A 17,218-nucleotide genomic window follows, 5' to 3' on the forward strand; every position below is an offset into this window, starting at 1 on the left:
GCTTCCCTTTCTCTCCGGCGCCGGCGGCGCCGCGCCTTACGATTGCACCGGCTCGGACTTGTTGCGCACTTCCGCGACCATGCCGCGCACGAAGCGGGCGCGGACATTGTCGGCGATCTCGACCTCGATCTCGGCATCGTCGATCACCTTGGTGATTTTGCCGATCATGCCGGAATTCATGACCACCGTATCGCCGCGCCGGAGATTCTTGACCATTTCCTGATGCGCCTTGGCGCGCTTCTGCTGCGGCCGGATCAGCAGGAAATACATGATGATCAGCACGAACACGAACGGCAGGAGCTGCATGAACATGTCGTTCGCGCCGGGCGCACCGGCGGCTTGGGCGAAAGCGGGTGTGATCACGTGGGGAATGCTCCAGAACCGTGGGGCCGCCTGCGCGCCCCGGTGAATCCGGCGCGGAATATAGTGACGGGGCGGCAAAACGCAAACGTTCCTTGACAGGGGGCACCGGCGCGCGCGGCGGCGCCGATCCGGCTGGCCAGGATCGCGGATGGCGTGCATATAGGATGTAAGCCCCGCCCCGCGCCATCCGGTTCCCGCCGCCGCCCGCCATGCCCGTCTCCGACCCCGCCCTGCTGCCGATCCTGACCCGTCTTGCCGAGGCACTGGAGCGCATCGCCCCACCGCCGCCGCCCGCACCCGATTTCACCGCCGCCGACGGGTTCCTCTGGCTTGCTTCGGAAAGACGCCTCCGGCCGGTGCCGGCGATTGCGCGGGTGCCGATCGCGCTGCTCAGGGGCATCGACCATGTCCGCGACATCCTCGTCGCCAATACGCGGCGCTTCGCACGCGGGCTTCCGGCCAACAACGTGCTGCTCTGGGGCGCGCGCGGCATGGGCAAATCCTCGCTCGTCAAGGCCGCCCATGCCGAGATGCGCGCGGAAGGCCACCCGCTGAAGCTGATCGAGATTTCCCGCGAGGATATCGAAAGCCTTCCGGCGCTGATGAACCTGCTGCGGCCGGCACCGTTCCGCTTCATCCTGTTCTGCGACGATCTCTCGTTCGATGCCGGCGAGAACGCCTACAAATCCCTGAAAGCGGTGCTCGATGGCGGCATCGAGGGCCGACCGGAGAACGTGCTGTTCTACGCCACCTCGAACCGTCGCCACCTGCTGCCGCGCGACATGGTGGAGAACGAGCGTTCCACCGCCATCAACCCGCATGAGGCGGTGGAGGAGAAGGTCTCGCTCTCCGATCGCTTCGGCCTCTGGCTCGGCCTGCACAAATGCTCGCAGGACGATTATCTCGCGATGATCGACGGTTATGCCGCCCATTTCGGGCTCGATTATCCCGCAGCCGACCTCCACCACGAGGCGCTCGAATGGGCGACGACGCGCGGCTCGCGCGCCGGGCGCGTCGCCTGGCAGTTCATCAACGATCTCGCCGGACGGCTGGGCAAGACAGTCGCTTGAACCGGAACAACCCCGCACTCCTCCCCGCCGCCCCTTTCCTTGGCGGCGGCGAAGGCGGAGGCCGCAAAGCAAAAAACCCCGCCGCCCCTTTCCTTGGAGGCAGCGAAGGCGGAGGCCGGAAAGAAAAACCCCGCCGCCCCTTTCCTTGGAGGCGGCGGGGTCAGGCATCCCGGCCAAGGTCTCGCGAGACCGGGACGATCCCCGAAGGAGGTTGCCCCTTACTCCCCGAGATATTTGCTCGGATCGACCGGCGTTGCGCCCTTGCGGATCTCGAAATGGAGCTGCGGCGCGGTGACATTGCCGCTCTGGCCGGAACTCGCGATCACCTGGCCGCGCCGCACGCTCTCGCCGCGCTTCACCTTCAGTTCGGAATTGTGGGCATAGACCGAGACATAGCCGTTCGGGTGGCGGATCAGCACAAGCTTCCCATACCCCTTGAGCGCATCATCGGCATGGACGACCGTGCCGCCCTCGGCCGCGCGCACCGGGGTGCCCTCGGGCAGAGCGATGTTGATGCCGTCATTGGCCCCGCCGGTGCCGCGCGCACCGAAGCCGGAAATCACGCGGCCCTTGGCCGGCCAGCGGAATTCGGGAGTGTCGGCTCCGCCACCGGTTTCGGCGGGCTTCTCCTCGGCCTTCGGCGGCTCGTTGCGGGCGACCATGGGCGCCGATTTCGGCGGCAATTTCGGAGACGGGATCGAGGCCGTGGTCTCGACATCGTCCGGGTTTGGCTTGGTCCGCGGCTTCGGCGGCTCGACCTTGACCGGGGTGGCCTTCTCGGCGCGAAGCCTGGCGGCGGCGCGCTTCTCGGCCTCGCTCTCGGCCTTCTGGAGCACCTGGCGGGTCGGCGCGGCCTTGGGCGGCTCGACCTTCACCGATGCGGCCTGCGGGACCCCCGCCCTGGGGAGCGGCTGGGCAACCGGCCGCGGCTGCACCTTGACCGGCTCGGGTTTCGGCCGGTCGATCGCGGCCGCAGCCTGGGCGAGCTGCGCCGGCGGGCGATTGCCCGTCACGGGGTTGTAGGCGGGGATGACCACCTGCTGTCCCGGCCGTGCCTGCGTCGCGTTCGAGAGCCCGTTGACAGCAAGGATCGCGCTCGCCGGCACGCCGTAGCGGTTCGACAGCGTCGAGATGGTCTCGCCCGGCTGAAGCGTCACCGGCGTGCCGCCGGCGGCCGTCCAGCCCGAGGGCGCACCGAGCGCGGTGGCCGGGGCCTTCGGAACCGGCGTCAGGGCCGGGTAATTCGCCGAGGCGACGGAGCCGGTCGCGGCCGGCGCGCGCGCGACGCCCGGCGGGGGCAGCGCGGTGGTGGCGACCGTGCCGGTCGTCGGCGCCGGCAGAGGCTGGGAACCCGCGGGCTGGGCCGCCGGCGGCACGCCCTGACGGTTCGTCGAGCCGGTCGTGACCGGATCATAGGCCGCGCGCGAGCGGAACGGGTTGGCGAAGGGATCGTTGCCGAACCGCGCGACATCGGAGGAACACGCGGCGCCAAGACCGGCGACCATGACCGAGGCCAGCAGCCGGCCCCTGCGGGCCTGACCCCTCACCGCATCCCGGAGAACGTTACGCATTACTCGACCCACGCGGATGATTCAAAGACATCGGGCCGGAGTAAAGCCGGATTCAGCTTAAGGGCGGGTTGAGCGGCACGGTTACGAAACCGTAAATCCCGGCCGGCAGCGCCGGTTCAGAGCGCGGCCGGCAGGCCCGCCCGCAGGATTCCCGCGCGCGAGGGGCCGAGATCCTGCGGCTTGGCATGGCCGGTCAGGTCCTTGCGCCAGATGACGAGCCGCGTCTCGCGGCCGCGCCGGCGATGGCCGAGCATGATGCCGCCGGGGCCGATCCGTTCGAGCAGGAAGGCCGGCACCTGTTCGAGCGCGCCGTTGAGGATCACGCGGTCGAAGCCGCCAAGCCCCTCGATCCGCGCCAGCCCGTCGCCGAGCGCGAGCCGGACATCCTCCGCCCCGCTCGCGCGCAGCGCCGCCTCCGCCTGCCGGATCAGCGTGCGATAGCGCTCGTAGCTCGTCACGCTGGCCCCGAGCCGGGCCATCAGCGCCGCGAGAAAACCGGAACCGGTGCCGATCTCCAGAACGCGCAGGCCCGGCCGCAGATCGAGCAGCACCAGATGGCGCGCGAGGCTGAAGGGATCCGTCGCCTCCTCGCCGCAGGGCAGCGGCAGCGCAAGCGGCGAATAGAGCCGCCCCGGCGCGATTCCCGGCAGGAAACGCGCGCGCGGCACGCGCTCGAACGCCGTCAGCAGGGCCGGATCGGTCAGGCCCTTCGAGCGCAGGTCGAGGATGAAGCGCGCGAGCGCGGTATCGGCGGAAAGGCCGTCCGCAAGGCCGCCCGGCGCGCTCCCGCCCGGCATCATCCGCCAAGCGCCTCCGCGAAGCGGGTGAGATTGGGGAAATCGGTGAGATCGAGGCGCAGCGGCGTCACCGCGATCCTGCCCTCGACGAGCGCGTGCAGATCGGTTCCCTCCGGCGGGGTCTCGCGGCCGCGCGCGAAGGCGATCCAGTAATAGGGATTGCCGCGCCCGTCCTGCCGCTTGTCGACATTGAGCAGCGCCTGGTTGCGCTGCCCCTGGACCGAAACCGCGTAGCCCTTGACCTCCTCCGGCTTCCGGGCCGGAAAATTGACATTCATGACGATGCCGCGCGGCACGCCGATCTCGAGAATGCGGCGGATGGTCGGCGCGCCATGCGCCTCGGCGCAGGACCAATCGACCCCCTCATGGCTGCCGAACTGATAGGCTTGGCTGAGCGCGATCGACGGAATGCCGAGGATCGTGCCCTCCATCGCCGCCGCGATCGTGCCGGAATAGGTGACGTCCTCCGCGACATTCTGGCCGCGATTGACGCCCGAGAGCACGAGATCGGGCGGATTGTCGCGCAGCAGGTGGCGCACGCCCATGATGACGCAATCGGTCGGCGTGCCCTTCACCGCGTAATGCCCCTCGCCCACCTGCCGCAGCCGCAGCGGATCGTTGAGCGAAAGCGAATGCGAGACGCCGGACTGGTCCGTCTCCGGCGCGACGATATGCACGTCGTCGGACAGCTGCCGCGCGATCGCCTCCAGCACCCGGAGGCCGGGGGCGTGAATGCCGTCATCGTTGGTGACGAGGATTTTCATGGGTTGGGCGCGCCTCCGGCGCGGGTTCCCTCGCATAAGCTCGGGCGGCCTTCGGCCTTCGAAAGGATCAGCGTTCGGTTCGTCATCGTGGCGGACATCCTTGCCGCTAGTCCAATGTCATGGCCAAGCTTGGCCGGCGATCCACGGTTCCGGCGGCATGGCCCGCGAAGGCTCACGCTCTCTCGATCCGCTTCATGCCGCCCATATAACCGACCAGCGCGTCGGGCACGGTGATCGAGCCGTCCTCGTTCTGGTAGTTCTCCATGACCGCGATGAGACAGCGCCCGACCGCAACGCCCGAACCGTTGAGCGTGTGGACAAAGCGGGTGCTCTTCTCTCCCGCCGGCCGGTAGCGCGCCTCCATCCGCCGGGCCTGGAAATCCCCGCAGACCGAGCAGGAGGAAATCTCGCGATAGGTGTTCTGACCCGGCAGCCAGACCTCGATATCGTAGGTCTTCTGGCTCGCGAAGCCCATATCGCCGGTGCAGAGCATCATGACGCGGTAATGCAGGCCGAGGCGCTTGAGCACGGTCTCGGCTGAGGCGAGCATGCGCTCATGCTCGTCCCTGCTCGTCTCCGGCGTGGTGATCGAGACGAGTTCGACCTTGTTGAACTGGTGCTGGCGCAGCATGCCGCGCGTATCCCGCCCCGCCGAGCCCGCCTCGGCGCGGAAACACGGCGTCAGCGCGGTGAAGCGGAGAGGCAGCTCTTCCTCCGCGAGAATTCTCTCGCGCACGAGATTGGTGAGCGGCACTTCGGCGGTGGGGATGAGCCAGCGATCCTCCCGCGCCGGCGCCCGTTCAAGCGTGCGGGCGACCAGCTTCTGGAGCGACATCAGCCCCTCCCGGAAGACCTGCGCATCGCCCGGCGAGACATGCGCGAGCGCATCGCTCAGCAATTCGGTGCGCGTGCCCTCGCTCATGACCATGAACTGGTCCTCGCGAAATTTCGGCAATTGCGCGGTGCCGAACATCGCCTCGTCCTTCACGAGGATCGGCGGGTTGACCTCGACATAGCCGTGCTCACCCGTGTGCAGGTCGAGCATGAACTGGCCGAGCGCGCGTTCGAGCCGCGCGATCTGCCGGCTGGTGACGACGAAGCGACTGCCCGCGAGCTTCGCCGCCGTCTCGAAATCCATCATCCCGAGCGCCTCGCCGAGAGCGACATGATCCCGGCCGGTCTCGATCCGCTTCGCCGGGCGCGGCACCGCGGAGCCCGGAATGTCGCTGCGGGGGGCCGCGTGATATTCGACATTGCCGTGCTCGTCGGCACCGTCCGGCACCTCGGCAAGCGGCAGGTTGGGGATCGCCGCGAGGGTATCCCGGAGCTTGCCTTCAAGCATTCCGGCCTCGCCTTCGAGCGCGGCGAGCCTTTCCTTGCCCGCCGCAACCTCGGCCTTGAGGGCCTCGGCGCGCGCCACGTCCTTCGCGGCCATCGCGGCGCCGATCTCCTTCGAGGCCGCGTTGCGCCGCGCGTTGAGCGCCTCCTTCTCGGTCAGCGCCGCGCGATAGGCTGCATCCGTCTCGATGATCGAGGCCACCAGCGCCTCGACCTCCGAGGCCGCCTGTCCCCGACGCGTCAGAGCGTGCTTGAGAACCTCCGGGTTCTCGCGGATGGCGCGGATATCGTGCATGGCGAGGCTCGCGAATCGCTGAGAGACGACGTTTCCCTCATGGCCGGTTTGCGGCCGGCGAGAAACGGTTTTGTGGCGGGATCGGCTATAGCAAGGCGCAGCGGCCCGGGCCAAGCCCGGCATGGCGGCGCAACGCGCCATCCGCTCGGATATTCCCGAGAGTGCCGAACAGGGCGCAGTCCAGCTGGTTCTTTCAAAGCCCGAACAGGCGCCGGGCGGTCAGCCCGGATGAGCCGCGCAGGAGGCGCGCATCCAAGAACCGCGCACCAAGACGATCAACCGTATTCCCGCTCGTCCCGCCGGGCCTTGGTCTTCTTCTCGACCATCGCCACCGCGAGGATCGAGAGCTCGTAGAGCGCGAGCGTGGGAATCGCGAGCATGAACTGGCTCTGGATGTCGGGTGGGGTCAGGATCGCCGCCACGACGAAGACCAGCACGATCGCGTAGCGGCGCTTGTCGCGCAGGAAGGCAGCGTCGATCAGGCCGATCCGCGCCAGCAGCGTCAGGATCACGGGGAGCTGGAACGTGATGCCGAAGGCGAAGACCAGCGTCATGATCAGGCTGAGATAATCATCGACCTTGCCGAGATAGGTGATGCTGGAGAGCGACGGATCGCCCGATTGCTGCATCGAGAGCGCAAAGCGCATCAGCATCGGCATGGCGCCGAGCATCACCACCGCCGCGCCGAGCAGGAAGAAGAGCGGCGTCGCGACAAGATAGGGGCGGAAAGCTTCCCGCTCATCCTTGTAGAGGCCGGGCGCGACGAATTTGTAGATCTGGGTCGCGATCACCGGAAAGGCGAGGAAGGCCCCGCCGAACAGCGCGAGCTTCAATTGCACGAAGAAGTATTCGAGCGGATGCGTGAAGATCAGCGGGGCCTTGTCCGGCCCGCCCGCCGCCCAGACATAGGGCCAGGTCAGGATGTTGTAGATCTGCTTTGAGAAGGCGAAGGAGACGATCGTCATCGCCACGAAGGCGATGAGCGCCCGGATCAGCCGGGTGCGCAGCTCGATGAGATGCTCGATCAGCGGCGCCCGCGAGGCCTCGATCTCGTCATGCCCGGGGCGCGGCGGCGGATCGGTCTTCGCCGGGTTGGGATCAAGCGCGTTCATGCCGCACCTCCGGCCTTCGGGGCCTCGGGCGCGGCCGCCTCGCTCTCGAGCGCGCGGATATCGGCCTCGATCCGCTGCAGGGTCGAGCCCGCCTCTCCGCCGCCGGCCTGCTCCGCCGAGGCAGCGGCGCCCTCGACCGCGCCGCGGACCTCGTCGCGGATCATCGCGGCGGGATCGGCGAAGCCGGCGGCGGCGCTGTCGGCAGCGGATTTCATGTCGTCGAAGCTTTTCTTGACGTCGTGAAGCTCGGCCTCGCGCATCGCATCGTCGAATTGCATGCGGAACTCGCCCGCCATCGTCCGGAGCTTCGCGACGCCGCGCCCCACCGAGCGGATCACGCCCGGCAATTCCTTCGGGCCGATCACGATCAGCGCCACGATCCCGATGACGACGAGTTCGCTCCAGCCGATGTCAAGCATCGCGGGCTCCGCCTGGTCTGGCCGGCGCCGCCGCGCCGGGCGATGCCGCACGCGCGGGCGGCTGGGCGCGGAGGGCGCGACGCATCAGCCGATCTTCTGTTCGGTCTTCGGCGCCTCGGCGGCCTTGGCGGCTTCGCCGGCCTTGGCTTCGATTTCCTTCTTGGCGGCATCGCTCTGGGCCGCCTCCTCATCCTTCATGCCGGCCTTGAAGGATTTGATCCCCTTGGCGACATCGCCCATCAGCTCCGGGATCTTGCCGCGCCCGAACAGCAGCAGCACGATGACCGCCACGACGAGCCAGTGCCAGATGCTCATGCTGCCCATAGACGTCTCCCACACGTGAACTCCGGGCCCCGCCCGAACCGGGGGCGAACCTAGGGTTTCTTTGCGCCAAAAACAAGGACCGCGCCGGCTCAGAAGATCAGCACCTCGTCCGCCCCGATCTCGACCCCGATCTCGGCGCCGGGCCCGCCACCGCCGCCCGCCCCCCCGCCCTGGATGCGGGCGCGCAACGGCTGGTCGAGCCCCTCCACCACGAGATCGACGAGTTCGGCCTCGCCGATGAAGCGCCGGTCGAGCACACGCCCCGGCAGGCCCTGCCCGGCCGGCGCCAGCCGGATCGCCTGCGGCCGCAGCGCGAGCACCGCGCGCGCGCCCTCGGCCCGGCCGCCGGCGGGAAAGACACCGAGCGGCGAGACAAGCCGCCCGCCCCGGACCTCCGCCTCGACCTCGTTGAGATCGCAGAAGAAACGCGCCACGTCGAGATCGGCCGGGCGGGCATAGATCTCGCGCGGCGGCGCGATCTGGACGAGGCGGCCGGCGCGCATCAGCGCGATCCGGTCCGAGATCATCATCGCCTCCTCGGGGTCGTGGGTCACGACAAGCGCGGTGGCACCGGTCTCGCGCAGGATGGCGATCGTCTGGTCGCGGACCTGATCGCGCATCCGCCGGTCGAGATTGGAGAAGGGCTCATCCATCAGCAGCACGCGCGGCCGTGCGACGATGGCGCGCGCCAGCGCCACGCGCTGCTGCTCGCCGCCCGAAAGCTCCTGCGGCATCGCCCGCAGCCGGTGACCGAGCCCCACGCGCTGGAGCGCCGCATCGGCGATCGCCAGCGCCTCGCGCCGGGGCAGCCCGCCGAGGCCGAAGGCCGCGTTGCCGAGCGCGTCGAGATGCGGGAACAGCGCGTAATCCTGGAAGACGAGGCCGATCCCCCGCTCCTCCGGCTCGACGAAGCGCCCCGGCCCGGCGATCTCGCGGCCATCGAGCAGGATGCGCCCGGAATCCGGCACGTCGATCCCCGCCGCCAGCCGCAGCAGCGTCGATTTTCCGCATCCCGACGGGCCGAGAAGCCCGATCACCTCGCCTTCGCCGACGGTGAAGCTGACACCTGACAGCGCCGCCTCGCCCGCGAAGCGGCGGGTGATCGCCTCGAAGGCGAGCGAGGCGGGGATGACGGCCGAGGCGCGGAGCCGGCCCGCGAAACGCTCAGTCACGGCCGCGCGGCTCCGGATCGCGCTGCGGCCCGGCGGCCTGCGCTCCACCGTCGGGATGGTCGGGATCGAGCGGTGCCTCGGCCGCCGCCTCGGCGAGCCGCTCCTCGGCCATCAGATCGAACAGGTCGGGTTCGATCGGGTCCTCGTCGGCGCGCAGGGCGGGGTCGTCGCTCGGCAGCGGCACGCCGAGCCCGGCCGGGACCTGGCCCTCGACCAGCCCCGCCGCGGCGATCTCCTCGAGCCCCGGCAGGTCGCCCACCCGGTCGAGCCCGAACTGGATGAGGAAGGTCTCGGTGGTGCCGTAGGTCACCGGCCGCCCCGGCGTGCGCCGCCGGCCGCGCGGCCGGATGAACCCGGCCTCCAGCAGCACATCGAGCGTCCCGCGCGACAGCGACACCCCGCGCAGCGCCTCGATCTCGGCGCGGGTGACGGGCTGGTGATAGGCGATGATCGCCAGCGTCTCGAGCGCGGCGCGGCCGAGCCGGCGCGGTTCTTCGGCCTCCGGCTTCAGCAGGTAGCCGAGATCGGGCGCGGTGCGGAACATCCATTTCCCCGCCACCCGCACCAGATTGACCCCGCGCGGCCGGTAGAGCCGCTCCAGTTCGCCGAGCACCGCCTCGGCGGTGACGCCCTGCGGCATCATCCGCGCGATCGCCTCGCTGGCGAGCGGCTCGGCGGAGGCGAACAGCAGCGCCTCGGCCACGCGCACGCCATGCGCGAAGCGGCGTTCCGCCTCGTTGGTCTCCTCGGTCACCGCGCGCATCGCCGGCGGGGTCATCCGCTCCTCCCTCACGAGGCAAGCCGCGCCGGGCAGCCGCGCAGATAGAGCGGCGCGAAGGCCGCCTCCTGTCGCAATTCGACGAGCCCCTCCCGCGCCAGTTCCAGCGCCGCCACGAAGGCGGAGGCGCGCGCCGAGCGCGGCTCCGCCTCGCCCGGACCGATCGCCGCCAGCAGCAGGTCGATCGGGCACCAATCGGCATGGGCGCCGATCAGCCGTTCGAGGATGGCGCGCGCCTCGGGAATCGAGAGCGTCCGCCGCGCCTCGATATGGTATTCCGCGCGGACCCGCGACAGCCGCCGCGCGGCATAGGCCGCGAGGAGATCGACGAGGCTGAGGTCCCAGGCCCGCGCGGTCTCGACCACGGAGGCCGAGGCGATGCCGCGCGGGAAGGTTGCGCGCGCCGCGCCGAGCCGCTCGCCGAGCATCTCGCCGGCGCGGCGGATCGTTTCGAGCCGGCGCAGCCGTTCGGCGAGATCGGCGACGAGATCCTCGGTCTCCGGCGCGCCATCCTCGCGCTTCGCCGGCAGCAGCAGCCGCGATTTGAGATAGGTGAGCCAGGCCGCCATCACCAGATAATCGCCGGCGATCTCGAGCTTCAGCCGTGATGCCGCGCGGATGAAGGCGAGATACTGGTCGGCGAGCGCGACAATCGGGATCGCGCGAAGATCGAGCCTGTCGCGCCGCGCGAGATCGAGCATCAGGTCGAGCGGGCCCTCGAAACCGTCGAGATCGACCACAAGCCGCAGCGCGCCCTCGCTCTCGGCGAGTTCGGTGGCCTCGAAGGTGAAATCGCCGGTTTCCGGATTTGTGGCGCTCATCCGCGCGAGAATCGGGGTTTCAGCCCGCCAAGGCAAGCAGTTCCGCGAGCCGCGCCTCGGCTTGTCCCCGGTCAAATGGCCGTGCGGGCCGCCGGAGCAGCGCCGTCGCCGCCGCGAGCCGGCGTCCGGCGGCGGCATCAAGCGCCGGGCAGCCTGCAGCGATCTCGCGCATCTCCGCCATCTCGCCGTTGCAATGGAGCACGACATCGCAGCCGGCGGCGAGCACCGCCGCGCGCCGCGCCGCGAAGGCGCCGCTCAGCGCCTTCATCGAGAGATCGTCGCTCATCAGCAGCCCGTCGAACCCCATGAGCCCGCGGATCACGTCCGCGATCACGCCCGGCGAGGTCGTGGCGGGGTTGTCGCGGTCATAGGCGGTGAAGATCACATGCGCCGTCATCGCGAGCGGCAGGTCGCCGAGCGCGCGGAAGGGCGGGAAATCATGGGCCTCGAGCGCCGCCCGGCGCGCCTCGACCACCGGCAAGGCCAGGTGCGAATCGGCCATGGCGCGGCCATGTCCCGGGATATGCTTGATGATCGGCAGCACCCCGCCATCGAGCAGCCCCTGCGCCGCCGCGCGGCCCAGCGCCATCACCGGTTCCGGCGCCTGTCCATAGGCGCGGTCGCCGATGATGTTGTCGGCCCCCGGCACCGGCACGTCGAGCACCGGCAGGCAATCGACATTGATGCCGAGCGCGGCGAGGTCGTCGGCGATCAGCCGGGCGCCGAGATAGGCCGCCTCGCCGGCGAGGTCGGGATCGATCGGCCAGAGCCGGCCATATTCCGCACCGCGCGGATATTCCCGCCAATGCGGCGGCCGCAGCCGCGCCACGCGCCCGCCCTCCTGGTCGATCAGGATCAGCGCGTCGGGGTTGTCGGCCGCGCGCCGCAGCGCCGCAACCAGCGCCCGGACCTGCGCGGGCTCCTCGATGTTGCGCTTGAACAGGATGAACCCGCAGGGCCGGTGCTCGGCGAAGAAATCCGCCTCGCGGTCGGAGAGGCGCGGTCCGGCGGCGCCGAGGATCAGGGGTGTCATGCGCGGCTTCGGCGGTTACTGGCGCGTCACGAAACAGCCGCCGCCGGCCGCCTTGATCCTGCGGCAGGCCTCGTTGGCGGCCGCCTGCGAATAGCCGCCGACACGGACGCGGTAGACCGTCTGGCCATTCGCCTCGCCGGTGACGACATTCGGGTTCCTGCCGCCGAGAATCGCGGCGTAGCGGCCGCGAAGCTGGTTCCCGGCGGTGCGCGCATCGGCCTCGCTGGGGCGTGAGGCGAGCTGGATCGCGAAATTGCCCGTGGCTGCGCCGGCATTGGCGGCGGGCGTCTCGCCCTCCTCGGCCGCACGCGGCGGCGTCAGCGGCAGGGGCTCACGCGCCGGGCGGGCCGGAGCCGGCGCGGCAGCGACGCGGGCCGGGGGCGTCGCGCGTGGCGTCTCGGTGCGAGGCACCGGGCTCTCGCGCGACGGCCCGCTGGCCGTGGTCGGACGCGATTCGACCTTCGCGGGCGGAACGGGCGGAACCGGTGCCGACGGCGCGGAGGCCGGGGCCTGCGCCGGCGTCTCGGCGCCGGCCGCGAAGGACGGCACGGCGCTGCGGGATGTTTCGCCCCCAGCGGCCGGGCCGGGCGCCGGCGCGGGCTCGCCGCCGCCGACCGGAATGCGCACGGAACTGACGCGGCGCGCCTCGACCGAGGCCGCGGCCGAGGCGCCCTCGGCCTGCGCGGCGGCGGAACTCGGTGCGGCGGCGCCGGCATTCTGATACGGGCTCGGCGCGACGATGCGCACCGATTCCCGCCGGGTCACCTGATTGAGGTCGAGCGGCTGCTCGGTGGTCGTGACAACCTGCGACGGTCGGGTTTCGCTCGTAGTGCCACGCGGCGCGAGCACCTGCTTGTTCTGGTCCGGAATCTCGAGCCCGCCGGGTTCGGCCGGGCGCTCCTTGGTCGGCTCGGGCCGCGCGGCGATCACCGGAACGCCGCCGGGGCCGGTCGGGGCCCGCTTGGACCCGAACACCATCGACCCGCCGATCACCGCAAGCCCCGCGACCGCAAGCCCGCCGAGCGCGAGGAAGATCCCGCGCGAACGCCGGACCCCGCCACGCCCGCCTGCGGCAGCAGCGGCGGCGGCTGCCTCGGCCGCGATCCGCTCCTCGGCGAGCGTCAGCGGCGAGGGCGCTGCCTGGCCGGACCCCGGCACGGCATAGGCCGCCTGCGCATCCTCCGGAGCCGGATGCGCCCCATCGGCATGGGTGCTGTCCGCATAGGCCGCCCCGGAATGCGCGGGATTACCATTTCGGGGCATGGGAGCGGCATCGGCCGGCGCGCCGCGCCGGGCGGCATCCTCGCTGGCACGCATGGCGTCAAAGCGCCGCAATTCCTCCTCGAAGGCGGCGAGCGGGTCAACCGCCTCCAGGGCCGCGGCGGGGGCGGCCGTCGGGGCGGAGCTGTCGTGGAAATGCGCCGCGACCTGCGGCTCCGGTGTCCAGCCCGGCGTGAGTTCGGCCCGCGCGGCACCGTGCATCGTCACCGGCGCGGGCTCGGCCGGCGCGGTCCGCCGCGAGGCGAGCGGCGCCGGCACCTGGAAATCGACGGGCGTTTCAACCAGCCGCGCCAGCTCGGCCATGGCCGCCGCATCCGCGCCCCGCGCCGGCGCCGCGTGAGCGGGCGGGGTCGCCGGCTGGTCCGCAGGCGGGGCCGGCGCTGCGACACGCTCCCCGTGCAGGCTCTCCCGCAGCAGTTTTTCGAAGGCCTCGAGATCCGCGAGGGTGGGCTCCCGGCGGGTCTGGTCGTTTCGAGCCATGACCGCTCATCCTCCTCGATACGCGGACATACGGGCTGACCGGCGCGATCGGCGGAACCGGGACGCTAGCGCATTTCCTGCGGCGCGGAAACGCCGAGCAGCGCGAGCCCGTTCGCGATCACCGTCCGGACGGCCTTGACGAGCGCAAGCCTCGCCGATGTTCCTTTTCGGTCATCGTTATTAATAAATCTCAAATCAGGCAAATCCTTGCCCCGGTTCCACAAGCCGTGGAAGCCACTTGCGAGATCATAGAGCGCGAAAACGATCCGGTGCGGCTCGCGCGTGGCGGCCGCCTGCTCGATGAGCCGGGGGAATTGCGCCACCTGACGCATCAGCGCCCGCTCCCCCTCATCGGTGAGAATGGAGAGATCGGCGGCGGCGATCTCCTCGTCCATGATCGGGATCGCGCCGAACGCCGCCTCGGCCTGCCGGAACACCGAGCAGATGCGCGCATGTGCGTATTGCACGTAGAAGACCGGGTTGTCCTTCGATTGCTCGATCACCTTCGCGAGGTCGAATTCGAGTTCGGCGTCGTTCTTGCGGTCGAGCATCATGAAGCGGATCGCGTCGCGTCCGACCTCGTCGATCACGTCGCGCAGTGTGACGAAATCGCCCGCGCGCTTCGACATCTTCACCGGCTCGCCGTTGCGCATCAGCTTGACGAGCTGGCAGAGCCGCACCTCGAGCGCGCCGGCGCCGCCGGTCGCGGCCTTCACCGCCGCCTGCATGCGCTTGACGTAACCGCCGTGATCCGCGCCCCAGACATCGATCATCTCGGCGAAGCCGCGATCGAACTTGGATTTGTGATAGGCGATGTCCGAAGCGAAATAGGTATAGCCGCCATCGCTCTTGAGCAGCGGCCGGTCGACATCGTCGCCGAAATCGGTGGCGCGGAACAGGGTCTGCGTCCTGTCCTCCCAATCCTCGTCCGTCTGGCCCTTGGGCGGCGGCAGGCGCCCCTCGTAGATGAGGCCCCGCGCCCGGAATTCGGCGATGGTGGCGGCCACCCTGTCCTCCGGCGCCTGCAGCGAGGCTTCCGAGAAGAACACGTCGTGGCGGATGTCGAGGGCGGCGAGATCGTCGCGGATCATCGCCATCATCGCATCGATCGCCGCGCGGCGGACGAGCGGCAGCCATTCGGCCTCGGGCAGGCTTTCCAGGGCCTCGCCATGCGTCTCGGCCAGCGCCCGGCCAACCGGCACGAGATAATCGCCGGGATAGAGCCCCTCGCCCACCGGCCCCACCTCACGCCCCAGCGCCTCGCGATAGCGGTGGAAGGCGGAGCGGGCGAGCACGTCGACCTGTGCGCCGGCATCATTGATGTAATATTCCCGCGTCACCGCCCAGCCGGCAAACGCGAGGAGATTGGCGAGCGCATCGCCATAGACCGCGCCGCGCCCGTGCCCGACATGCATCGGCCCGGTCGGGTTCGCGGAGACATATTCGACATTGACCTTCCGCCCCTGCCCCAGTGTCGCGCGGCCATAATCGGCCCCGGCGGCGAGCGCCGCCTTCACCACGGCCTCGTAGGCGTCGGGCCTGAGCGTGACATTGATGAAGCCCGGCCCCGCCACCGCGACACGCGCATAGAGCCCGCGCGCATGCAGCGCATCCGCAATCCGCATGCCGAGATCGCGCGGGTTGATCCGCGCCTCCCTGGCCAGAACCATCGCGGCATTGGTCGAAAGATCGCCATGGGAAGGGTCGCGCGGCGGCTCCACGGTCGCGCGCGCCCGGATCTCGGCCGGAAGCGCGGCGGTTTCGGGCAGGGTGGCGAGCACGGCCTGGAGTTCGGCGGCAAAGAGATGGAACAGATTCATCGAAACGGACCGATGGTGCCGCCCGCGCGGGCGGGCATGGAAGGCGTCTCGCTAGCGAAGCGCGGGCGTTTGGTCAAACAGCCGGCCATGTTCCTGGATAGCGAAGCGGTCCGTCATGCCGGCGATGTGATCCGCGACCCGGCGCGGCAGGCGCGCGGGATCGTTGTGGCCGGCATCCGGATGATCCTCCCCCATCTCGGCCGGCTCGGCGAGGAAGCGCCGGAACAGATCCTCGATGATCCGCGCCGCGGCCTCGCGCAACCGGTTCACGCGCGGATGGCGATACATCCGCGTGAACAGGAAATCCTTCAGCGCCGCCTCGCCCTCGGCCATGGAGGCGGAAAAGGCGATGACCGGCGCCCCGGCGGCGCGGATATCCTCGGCACTCAGCGGCGCGAGCGCGACAAGCCGCCGCTCGCTCTCGCTCGCCACGTCCTCGACAAGCCGCGTGATGACGCGCCGCATGATCTCGTGGCCGCGCCGCCCCTCGTCGAGATCGGGATGCAGGCGATCGATCTCGTAGAGGATCGCCGCGAGGAAAGGCACGTCGCGCAGGTCCTTGGCGGGAAACAGCCCCGCGCGCAGCCCGTCATCGATGTCATGGGCGTTGTAGGCGATGTCATCCGCCAGCGCGGCCACCTGCGCCTCGGCTGAAGCAAAACTTGAAATATCGAGCGGATACTTCTGATCGAAATCGATGATCGAGGAAGGAACGCCGGATTTGCGATAGCGGCCGGCCGGTGCGCCCGCCGCATCGAGAAGCGGGCCGTTATGCTTGACGAGCCCTTCGAGTGTCTCCCAGGTCAGGTTCAGCCCGTCATAGGCGGCGTAGCGCCGTTCGAGCCGCGTCACGATGCGCAGCGCCTGGGCATTGTGGTCGAACCCGCCCTCCGCCGCCATCAGCCGGTCGAGCGCGTCCTCGCCAGCATGGCCGAAGGGCGGATGGCCGAGATCATGCGCCAGTGCCAGCGCCTCGGCGAGGTCCTCATCGAGGCCGAGGATGCGCGAGATGGAGCGCGCGATCTGCGCCACTTCCAGCGTATGCGTGAGCCGGGTGCGGTAATGATCGCCCTCGTGCTCCACGAAGACCTGGGTCTTGTGCTTGAGTCGCCGGAAGGCGTTGGAGTGGAGGATCCGGTCGCGGTCGCGCTGGAAGACGGTGCGCGTCGGCGAGGGCGGCTCAGGGATGAGCCGGCCCCGGCTCCGGCGATGATCAACGGCGAAGGGCGAGAGCGGACGTTCGCGATGGAAGAGCAAGCCATGCCTCGCGCTGCTGGAGGATGTTGCCGAGTCGAGGCTCCGTCCTTACATTCGCATCACGACAAACGAAAGGCGGCCCGGGCCTTGAACCCCGGCCGACGGTTGCGATGACCCTGAAATTCGCCCTCACGCCCGCGCCCGCACCCCAGATGCCGCCGCCACCGCCGGCTGAACCCCTGCGGGTCAGCGCCGCTGCGGCACGGCGCATTGCCGAAATCCTCGCCGGCGAGACGCCCGGCGCCATGCTGCGCGTCGCGGTCGAGGGCGGCGGCTGCTCCGGGTTCCAGTATCGCTTCGCCATCGCCGAGACGGCTGCAGCGGACGACATCCGCATCCCGGCCGGCGCGGCGACCGTGCTGGTCGATCCGGTCTCGGCGCCGTTTCTGGCCGGATCGGAACTCGATTTCGTCACCGAGCTGATCGGGCAATCCTTCCAGATCCGCAACCCGAACGCCACCTCGAGTTGCGGCTGCGGCACGAGCTTCACCCTCTGAGCCGGCTCTCCGGGAGCATGGATGAC

General features: G+C 70.0%; 17 protein-coding genes. 2 read left to right on the forward strand and 15 right to left on the reverse strand.

The window, feature by feature from the left end:
- Positions 1–36: 36 nt before the first annotated feature.
- Positions 37–312 carry a preprotein translocase subunit YajC gene (gene yajC / locus FWJ24_RS07595; RefSeq protein WP_150287323.1) on the reverse strand — a complete coding sequence of 92 codons (276 nt, stop codon included), beginning with the start codon at positions 310–312 and terminating at the stop codon, positions 37–39.
- Positions 313–572: 260 nt separating this feature from the next.
- Between yajC and FWJ24_RS07600 the strand changes: the two genes are divergently transcribed.
- Positions 573–1,433 carry an ATP-binding protein gene (locus FWJ24_RS07600; RefSeq protein WP_150287200.1) on the forward strand — a complete coding sequence of 287 codons (861 nt, stop codon included), beginning with the start codon at positions 573–575 and terminating at the stop codon, positions 1,431–1,433.
- Between the two features lie 218 nt (positions 1,434–1,651).
- Here the strand turns inward: FWJ24_RS07600 and FWJ24_RS07605 are convergent, their stop codons facing one another.
- The 14 genes from FWJ24_RS07605 to FWJ24_RS07675 all read right to left on the reverse strand — a co-directional run bounded on the left by FWJ24_RS07605 (position 1,652) and on the right by FWJ24_RS07675 (position 16,695).
- Positions 1,652–3,004 carry a M23 family metallopeptidase gene (locus FWJ24_RS07605; protein WP_150287201.1) on the reverse strand — a complete coding sequence of 451 codons (1,353 nt, stop codon included), beginning with the start codon at positions 3,002–3,004 and terminating at the stop codon, positions 1,652–1,654.
- 116 nt (positions 3,005–3,120) lie between these two features.
- Positions 3,121–3,804 (reverse strand): protein-L-isoaspartate O-methyltransferase family protein, encoded by a 684-nt coding sequence (locus tag FWJ24_RS07610; RefSeq protein ID WP_150287202.1) that lies wholly within the window; start codon positions 3,802–3,804, stop codon positions 3,121–3,123.
- The gene (surE, locus tag FWJ24_RS07615) at positions 3,801–4,565 is read right to left on the reverse strand and encodes a 5'/3'-nucleotidase SurE (protein ID WP_150287203.1); all 765 of its coding nucleotides are present in this window, start codon (positions 4,563–4,565) and stop codon (positions 3,801–3,803) included. The genes FWJ24_RS07610 and surE overlap by 4 nt, the downstream gene beginning before the upstream one ends.
- A 172-nt stretch (positions 4,566–4,737) precedes the next feature.
- Complete coding sequence (gene serS / locus FWJ24_RS07620; RefSeq protein ID WP_150287204.1) at positions 4,738–6,198, reverse strand: serine--tRNA ligase; 1,461 nt, start codon at positions 6,196–6,198, stop codon at positions 4,738–4,740.
- Positions 6,199–6,473: 275 nt separating this feature from the next.
- Positions 6,474–7,310, reverse strand: coding sequence for a twin-arginine translocase subunit TatC (gene tatC / locus FWJ24_RS07625; RefSeq protein WP_150287205.1), 837 nt, complete (start codon positions 7,308–7,310; stop codon positions 6,474–6,476).
- On the reverse strand, positions 7,307–7,729 hold the full coding sequence (tatB, locus tag FWJ24_RS07630) for a Sec-independent protein translocase protein TatB (RefSeq protein ID WP_150287206.1): 423 nt from the start codon (positions 7,727–7,729) through the stop codon (positions 7,307–7,309). Before tatB ends, tatC begins: the two co-directional genes overlap by 4 nt.
- 84 nt (positions 7,730–7,813) lie before the next feature.
- A complete protein-coding gene (locus FWJ24_RS07635) occupies positions 7,814–8,053 on the reverse strand; it encodes a twin-arginine translocase TatA/TatE family subunit (protein WP_150287207.1) in 240 nt (79 codons plus the stop codon).
- 89 nt (positions 8,054–8,142) lie between these two features.
- The gene (locus tag FWJ24_RS07640) at positions 8,143–9,225 is read right to left on the reverse strand and encodes an ABC transporter ATP-binding protein (protein WP_150287208.1); all 1,083 of its coding nucleotides are present in this window, start codon (positions 9,223–9,225) and stop codon (positions 8,143–8,145) included.
- The gene (gene scpB, locus FWJ24_RS07645; RefSeq protein ID WP_150287209.1) at positions 9,218–10,003 is read right to left on the reverse strand and encodes an SMC-Scp complex subunit ScpB; all 786 of its coding nucleotides are present in this window, start codon (positions 10,001–10,003) and stop codon (positions 9,218–9,220) included. The genes FWJ24_RS07640 and scpB overlap by 8 nt, the downstream gene beginning before the upstream one ends.
- An 11-nt stretch (positions 10,004–10,014) precedes the next feature.
- Positions 10,015–10,824 carry a segregation and condensation protein A gene (locus tag FWJ24_RS07650; RefSeq protein WP_150287210.1) on the reverse strand — a complete coding sequence of 270 codons (810 nt, stop codon included), beginning with the start codon at positions 10,822–10,824 and terminating at the stop codon, positions 10,015–10,017.
- A 19-nt stretch (positions 10,825–10,843) separates the two neighbouring features.
- The gene (nagZ, locus tag FWJ24_RS07655) at positions 10,844–11,857 is read right to left on the reverse strand and encodes a beta-N-acetylhexosaminidase (RefSeq protein WP_150287211.1); all 1,014 of its coding nucleotides are present in this window, start codon (positions 11,855–11,857) and stop codon (positions 10,844–10,846) included.
- A gap of 15 nt (positions 11,858–11,872) precedes the next feature.
- Complete coding sequence (locus tag FWJ24_RS07660) at positions 11,873–13,618, reverse strand: SPOR domain-containing protein (protein WP_166443623.1); 1,746 nt, start codon at positions 13,616–13,618, stop codon at positions 11,873–11,875.
- 65 nt (positions 13,619–13,683) lie between these two features.
- Positions 13,684–15,438: an arginine--tRNA ligase gene (argS, locus tag FWJ24_RS07670; RefSeq protein WP_150287214.1), complete on the reverse strand. Its 1,755-nt coding sequence runs from the start codon at positions 15,436–15,438 to the stop codon at positions 13,684–13,686.
- A gap of 51 nt (positions 15,439–15,489) precedes the next feature.
- Complete coding sequence (locus tag FWJ24_RS07675; protein WP_150287215.1) at positions 15,490–16,695, reverse strand: deoxyguanosinetriphosphate triphosphohydrolase; 1,206 nt, start codon at positions 16,693–16,695, stop codon at positions 15,490–15,492.
- A gap of 152 nt (positions 16,696–16,847) precedes the next feature.
- On the opposite strand from FWJ24_RS07675, the gene FWJ24_RS07680 reads away from it, so the two are divergent.
- Complete coding sequence (locus tag FWJ24_RS07680) at positions 16,848–17,192, forward strand: HesB/IscA family protein (RefSeq protein WP_150287324.1); 345 nt, start codon at positions 16,848–16,850, stop codon at positions 17,190–17,192.
- Positions 17,193–17,218: the final 26 nt, after the last annotated feature.

The sequence above is a fragment of the Rhabdaerophilum calidifontis genome (genome assembly GCF_008641065.1).
Lineage (GTDB): Bacteria > Pseudomonadota > Alphaproteobacteria > Rhizobiales > Beijerinckiaceae > Rhabdaerophilum > Rhabdaerophilum calidifontis.